The sequence below is a fragment of the Nocardia sp. NPDC058497 genome (assembly GCF_042720195.1).
In the GTDB taxonomy this organism is placed as follows: domain Bacteria; phylum Actinomycetota; class Actinomycetes; order Mycobacteriales; family Mycobacteriaceae; genus Nocardia.
In genome coordinates this window covers 1-6107 of record NZ_JBHXMY010000214.1, presented here as the reverse complement: position 1 = coordinate 6107, position 6107 = coordinate 1, and the positions used below count along the sequence as shown (strand labels likewise).

Below are 6107 nucleotides of genomic sequence, written 5' to 3'. Positions count from 1 at the left end.
GTGTTCACCGCCTGCGAGTGTGCGTCGAGCTCCGCGTGGGCGGCGGCGACCAGGAGGGTGAAGTCGTCTGGGTGTTGGGCGACGGTGGTCCGGAAACCCTCGTGGCGGTCGTGCCACAGCTCCAGCGTCTTGGCCCACACCTGCGCGTCGAGCGGGGCATCCATCTCGAAGATGGTGCCGATCCAGCGCCCGCGCCCGGGGCTGGGATCCTCGGGATCGAGGAAGCCGAGGTACTGCGAGTGGACGCTGGCGAGCGGGCGCTCGTCGTCGTACCAGGAACCGGGAGAGGCGAGTTCGGGCGTCCAGATGGACAGTGCGCCGGAGCGAATCCGGAATTCGGACAGGTGGGTGTATTCCATGCGGGGGTCACCTCGGGGTGCGATGCAAGCCGAAATCGGCGCGAATGGGGAATGTCGGTGAGCGCGGCCGCGTCACCGGGTGTTGCTCTGGATCCCGCACCGGATGTAGCTGGCGAACCCTGGGCTATCCCGAGTCTATAACTCTGAGAGTTTTCTGAAATATGCGTTAGTCACAACTGGCCTATGTGAAGAAGCTCACTTTCAAAGTGTGTCGGATCGCTAGCGTAACCCGGTGCCCCTGAAGTAAGGGGGTTTCTGTTCAGAAATCTGAGTACCGGCGCCTAAGGCGGTTGTGACCTGCGGTGATGGTGCCGCGGGAGCACCGTACTCGGCGAGAACCGTGCCGTGGCGCACCACGCCGGACAGTCCGGGCAGCTCTGTGAGGGGTGACCACGACCGGAATCCGTCATCACTGTCGCTGAAGTAATAGCGACCCTCGATGTAGGCATCGAGGTAGATCCGGTGCCCACCGTCGGCCAGCCGGACCACCGACTGACCCTCGAGCGGGCCACCCCACCCGGCCCAGTCGCCGGTCGCCACGAAGGTGTAGGGCCCGATCGGGCGATCGGCCACGGCGAGCTCGATCAGCTTGGAGTCCTCGTTCTTGACGAACGCGAACACCCGTCCGGCCAGGCGCACCACGGTGGTGTCGATATAGCCGAGGGAACCTGGCTTGCCGGGACCGAGCCCGAGCAGGGGAACCGGCGGCGCCCAGGTCGTGAGCCCGGCGTCGAGGGGGATCAGCAGGTGCGGAGTGAATCCGCGTCCCCAGGTGAGCGAGACGATGATGCCGACCTGGCCCGCCGCGTCGGCGTACCACTCCGGCGCCCAGGCGCCCTCGAGTCTGCCCGGCACGAGCATCGGGATATTGCCGAGGCCGGTCCAGGTGATCCGGTCCCGGCTGCGGGCCAGGCCGATCGCGGTGGCGTCCCCGGCGATCGTGTAGGTGAGGTAGTAGGCGCCGTCGCTGTGCAGCAGGATGCTGGGATCGCGGACCAGGCCCGACGGGGGCGTGAACGCGTGCTCGCTGACGGCGGTGAAGCCGGTGCCGTCCGTCGATTCGTAGACGGCGAGGGTGGTGTCGCTGTCGGCGCGGAACGCGGTCATCGTGTACCGGATCGGCGCGCCGGCCGGGTCGGTCCCGACGCCGGGCCCGAGTGCGGACTGTGCCCGCGCTGGGCCCGCGGCCAGCAGCGGCAGCCCGGCCAGCAGTGCGAGTGCGGATCTGCGGCCCACGGTCATCGCCATGACCTGGGATTGTCCGGCCGCGACAGCGCCGGGTGCGGCAGGCGCGCCGGTCAGCCGCGGACGTTCACCGGTTCTGCGTCCGGGGCGGCTGCCGGGACGGCGGCCAATGGCATCCGTGCGTCCAGGACCAGGCCGAGCAGGCCGATGGACAGGCAGACGGCCGACACGGTGACGGCGATGGGACTGGTCTCGCCCGCGAGCGAACCGGCGAGGATCACCGTCGCGATCGTGCCGGGCGCCGAGCCGACGATCGTGGCGACCAGATAGGGCAGCACTCTGACCGAGGACAGACCGCAGCAGTAGTTGACGATCGAGAACGGCGCGACCGCGATCAGCCGCAGCGCGGCCACCGCCAGCCAGCCACGCTGGGCCAGCCGGTCATCGATCGCCCGCACCGCCGGATGCCGCAGATGCTCGGCCACCCGGGCGCGACCCACCGCCCGGACCCCCAGCAGGGCCAGCGTCGCACTGACTCCGGTCGCGCCCAGCGCGATGACCGAACCGAGGACCGGCCCGAACAACACCCCGCTGGTCACGGTCAGGACCGTGCGCGGAACCGGCGCCACCGCGACGAGCGCATAAAAGAGGAAGAACGACACCGGCAGCAGCGGCCCCGCGCCACCCGCCCACTCCCTGATCTGCTGCGGGCCGGGCAGCGGAACCAGCATCGCCACCACGAACAGCACGGCGATCCCGGCCAGGGCCATGAGCAGGCGCGGGGATCGGATCAGTCGAGACACCGCGCAAGCGTACCGGCCGGTAGGGGATGGCCCCAGTGAGCGGACAGGGTGTCACAGTTAGCATCATGGATGAACCGGACACATCCTGGTTCGCCGCGGTATCCGCTGCTGGGCTGATGCTGCCGGATCGGCAGTACACCGGGGTGCGGTCGTCGAATGGAAGAGAGAACAGCAGCTATGCCGATTGGTTCAGAGTCCGGGGCGGGGCTCGCACCGGATCCGGTGCCCGAATACGCCGCATGGCGCAAGGGCGTGGCAGGCGTGCTGGCCAAAGCGCGACGGGTCGAGGCATCCGAGCTCCCCGCGGAGCCCGAGCATCTGCTCGACGAGACCACCTATGACGGGCTCACCATCGCCCCGCTCTACACCCGCCGCGACGAGCTGCCCGAGCAGCCGCTGCCCGGCGCTTTCCCGTACGTGCGTGGTGGTAGCGCCACCCGCGACCCGCAGCGCGGCTGGTTCGTCGCCGCCTTCGCCGGCTCGGCGGACGCCGCGGCCACCAACCGGACGATCCTGTCCTGGCTGGAGAACGGCGTCAGCGCCGTCTCGCTGGGAGTGGGCACCGACGGCGTCGCGATTGCCGACATCCCCACCGCACTGAGCGGCCTGCTCTTCGAACTGGCCCCGCTGACCCTGGTCGCGGGCGCCGACGTCGACGCCGCTGCCGACCAGGTCTTCACGCTGCTCGACGGCTACCAGCTCGGCGACCGCGCCGAGATCCAGGTCGGGCTCGGCGCGGCCCCGCTGACGAGCGCGTTCGCCGGTACCGCCGACATCGACACCGAGCAGGCCGTCGCGCTGGCGACCCGCGCCAGCGCCCGCCCGGAGACGGTGCGCGCGATCACGGTCGACGGCACCGCCTTCCACAACGCCGGCGCCGCCGACGCCCAGGAACTCGGCGCGTCCGTCGCCGCCGGTCTGGCCTACCTGCGCGCGCTGACCGCCGCGGGGGTCGACATCGCCGACGCGTTCGGTCAGCTCGAGTTCCGCTTCGCGGCCACCGACGACCAGTTCGCCACCATCGCGAAATTCCGTGCCGCCCGGCGCCTCTGGGCCCGCGTCGCCCACGTGTGCGGTGCGCCCGCCTTCGGCGCTGCCCCGCAGCACGCGGTCACCTCGGCCGCGATGATGACCCAGCGCGATCCGTGGGTGAACCTGCTGCGCACCACCCTGGCGGCCTTCGGCGCCGGTGTCGGTGGCGCCGACTCGGTCACCGTGCTGCCCTTCGACTCCGCGCTGCCCACCGGCGAACTCGGTGTGTCGCAGTCGTTCTCGGAGCGCATGGCCCGCAATATCCAGCTGCTGCTGCTCGAGGAATCGCGCCTCGGCCACGTACAGGACCCGGCCGCGGGCTCCTGGTACGTCGACTCGCTGACCGACGAACTCGCCGCCAAGGCGTGGGAGTTCATGCAGGAGATCGAGGCCGCCGGCGGTTACCCCGCCGCGCTCGCCGCCGGTCTGGTCGCCGAGCGCATCGCCGAGACGGCCGCCACCCGCGCCGCCGACATCGCGCACCGCAAAACCGCGGTCACCGGTGTCAACGAATTCCCCAACCTCGCCGAGACGCCGCTGTCGGAGCAGGCGCGCGCCGATGTCTCGGTCGCCCGCTACGGCGCCGCGTTCGAGTCGCTGCGCAACCGGTCCGACGCGTACCTCGCGGCCAACGGCGCCCGCCCCAAGGCTCTGATCGTGCCGCTCGGCCTGGTCGCCGAACACAACGCGCGCACCATCTTCACCGCGAACGTGCTGGCCTCCGGTGGCATCGAGTCGGTCAACCCCGGCCCGCTGACCATCGACGGTATCGCCGCCGCCGCTGCCGAATCCGGCGCGCGGATCGCGGTCCTGTGTGGCGCGGACAAGCGCTACGGCGAGGAAGCGGGCGCCGCGGTCGACGCGTTGCGCGCCGCCGGCATCGACACGGTACTGCTGGCCGGACCGGAGAAGTCGGTCGCGCAGTACAGCGGTACACAGCGTCCCGACGGGTACCTGACCCTGCGCATCGACGCGGTCGCGGTCCTGTCGCAGCTGCTGGAGAAGGTGGGAGCCTGATGACCACGTCCGATATCGAGCACCTGATCGGTAGTTTCGCCGAGGTGCCGCTCACCGAGCGCGCGCCCGAGCCCGCCGACGTGGACGACGCTCAGGTGAAGGAGTTCGTGGCCGAGGCCGCCGCGGCCAACCACACCACCGCCGACCAGCTCACCTGGGCCACGCCCGAGGGCATCGAGGTGCCGCCGGTGTTCACCAAGGCCGACCGGGACGCCGTTGTCGCGCAGGGCTATCCGCTCGACACGGTGCCCGGTGTGGCGCCGTTCCTGCGTGGTCCGTACCCGACCATGTACGTCAACCAGCCGTGGACGATCCGCCAGTACGCGGGCTTCTCCACCGCCGCCGACTCCAATGCCTTCTACCGCCGCAACCTGCAGGCCGGGCAGAAGGGTCTCTCGGTCGCCTTCGACCTCGCCACCCACCGTGGCTACGACTCCGATCACCCGCGCGTGCAGGGTGACGTCGGTATGGCCGGTGTCGCGATCGACTCGATCCTGGACATGCGCCAGCTCTTCGACCAGATCCCCCTGGATCAGGTGTCGGTATCGATGACCATGAACGGCGCGGTGCTGCCGATCCTGGCGCTCTACGTCGTCGCCGCCGAGGAGCAGGGCGTCACGTCCGAACAGCTGGCCGGAACCATTCAGAACGACATTCTGAAAGAGTTCATGGTCCGTAACACCTACATCTACCCGCCCAAGCCCTCGATGCGGATCATCTCCGACATCTTCGCCTTCACCAGCGCCAAGATGCCGAAGTTCAACTCGATCTCCATCTCGGGTTACCACATCCAAGAGGCCGGTGCGACAGCCGATCTCGAGCTGGCCTACACCCTGGCCGACGGTGTGGAATACATCCGCGCCGGCATCGCGGCGGGCATGGACGTCGACAAGTTCGCCCCGCGCCTGTCGTTCTTCTGGGCCATCGGCATGAACTTCTTCATGGAGGTCGCCAAGCTGCGCGCGGGCCGCCTGCTGTGGAGCGAGCTGGTCTCCAAGTTCGAGCCCAAGAGCGCGAAATCGCTGTCGCTGCGCACCCATTCGCAGACCTCCGGCTGGTCGCTCACCGCGCAGGACGCCTACAACAATGTGGCGCGCACCTGCATCGAGGCGATGGCCGCGACCCAGGGCCATACCCAGTCGCTGCACACCAACGCCCTCGACGAGGCGCTGGCCCTGCCGACGGACTTCTCCGCCCGCATCGCCCGCAACACCCAGCTGCTGATCCAGCAGGAGTCCAACACCACGCGCCCGATCGACCCGTGGGGCGGCTCCTACTACGTCGAGTGGCTCACCCACCAGCTCGCCGAGCGCGCCCGCGCGCATATCGCCGAGGTGGAGGCGCACGGCGGTATGGCACAGGCGATCTCGGAAGGCATTCCGAAGCTGCGCATCGAAGAGGCCGCCGCCCGCACCCAGGCGCGCATCGACACCGGGCAGCAGCCGGTGATCGGCGTCAACAAGTACCAGGTCGAAGAGGACCACGAGGTCGAGGTCCTCAAGGTCGAGAACTCGCGCGTGCGCGCCGAGCAGATCGAGAAGCTGGAACGCCTTCGCGCCGAACGTGATTCGGCCGCCGTCGAGGCCGCGCTGGCCAACCTGACCCGGGCCGCCGCCGCCACCGAGGGCGGGATGGAGAACAACCTGCTCGCCCTCGCCAACGACGCCGCCCGCGCCAAGGCCACCGTCGGGGAGATCTCCCACGCACTGTA

The 6107-nt window shown here is 69.6% G+C and carries 4 protein-coding genes and 1 pseudogene; 2 read left to right on the top strand and 3 right to left on the bottom strand.

Annotated elements, in window-relative coordinates; translation table 11 throughout:
* The 3 genes and pseudogenes from ACFWPJ_RS16325 to ACFWPJ_RS16315 all read right to left on the bottom strand — a co-directional run.
* A pseudogene (locus ACFWPJ_RS16325) lies at positions 1 to 359 on the bottom strand (hypothetical protein); the annotation flags it as partial.
* A 219-nt stretch (positions 360 to 578) separates the two neighbouring features.
* Positions 579 to 1607 (bottom strand): hypothetical protein, encoded by a 1029-nt coding sequence (locus ACFWPJ_RS16320; protein ID WP_378852079.1) that lies wholly within the window; start codon positions 1605 to 1607, stop codon positions 579 to 581.
* 50 nt (positions 1608 to 1657) lie between these two features.
* Positions 1658 to 2347 (bottom strand): TVP38/TMEM64 family protein, encoded by a 690-nt coding sequence (locus ACFWPJ_RS16315; protein WP_378852077.1) that lies wholly within the window; start codon positions 2345 to 2347, stop codon positions 1658 to 1660.
* A 177-nt stretch (positions 2348 to 2524) separates the two neighbouring features.
* Between ACFWPJ_RS16315 and ACFWPJ_RS16310 the strand changes: the two genes are divergently transcribed.
* Positions 2525 to 4396 carry a methylmalonyl-CoA mutase family protein gene (locus tag ACFWPJ_RS16310; protein ID WP_378852075.1) on the top strand — a complete coding sequence of 624 codons (1872 nt, stop codon included), beginning with the start codon at positions 2525 to 2527 and terminating at the stop codon, positions 4394 to 4396.
* Positions 4396 to 6107 (top strand): methylmalonyl-CoA mutase (gene scpA / locus ACFWPJ_RS16305; protein WP_378852072.1); only part of this gene is annotated, 1712 nt, incomplete at its 3' end. The genes ACFWPJ_RS16310 and scpA, both read left to right, overlap by 1 nt.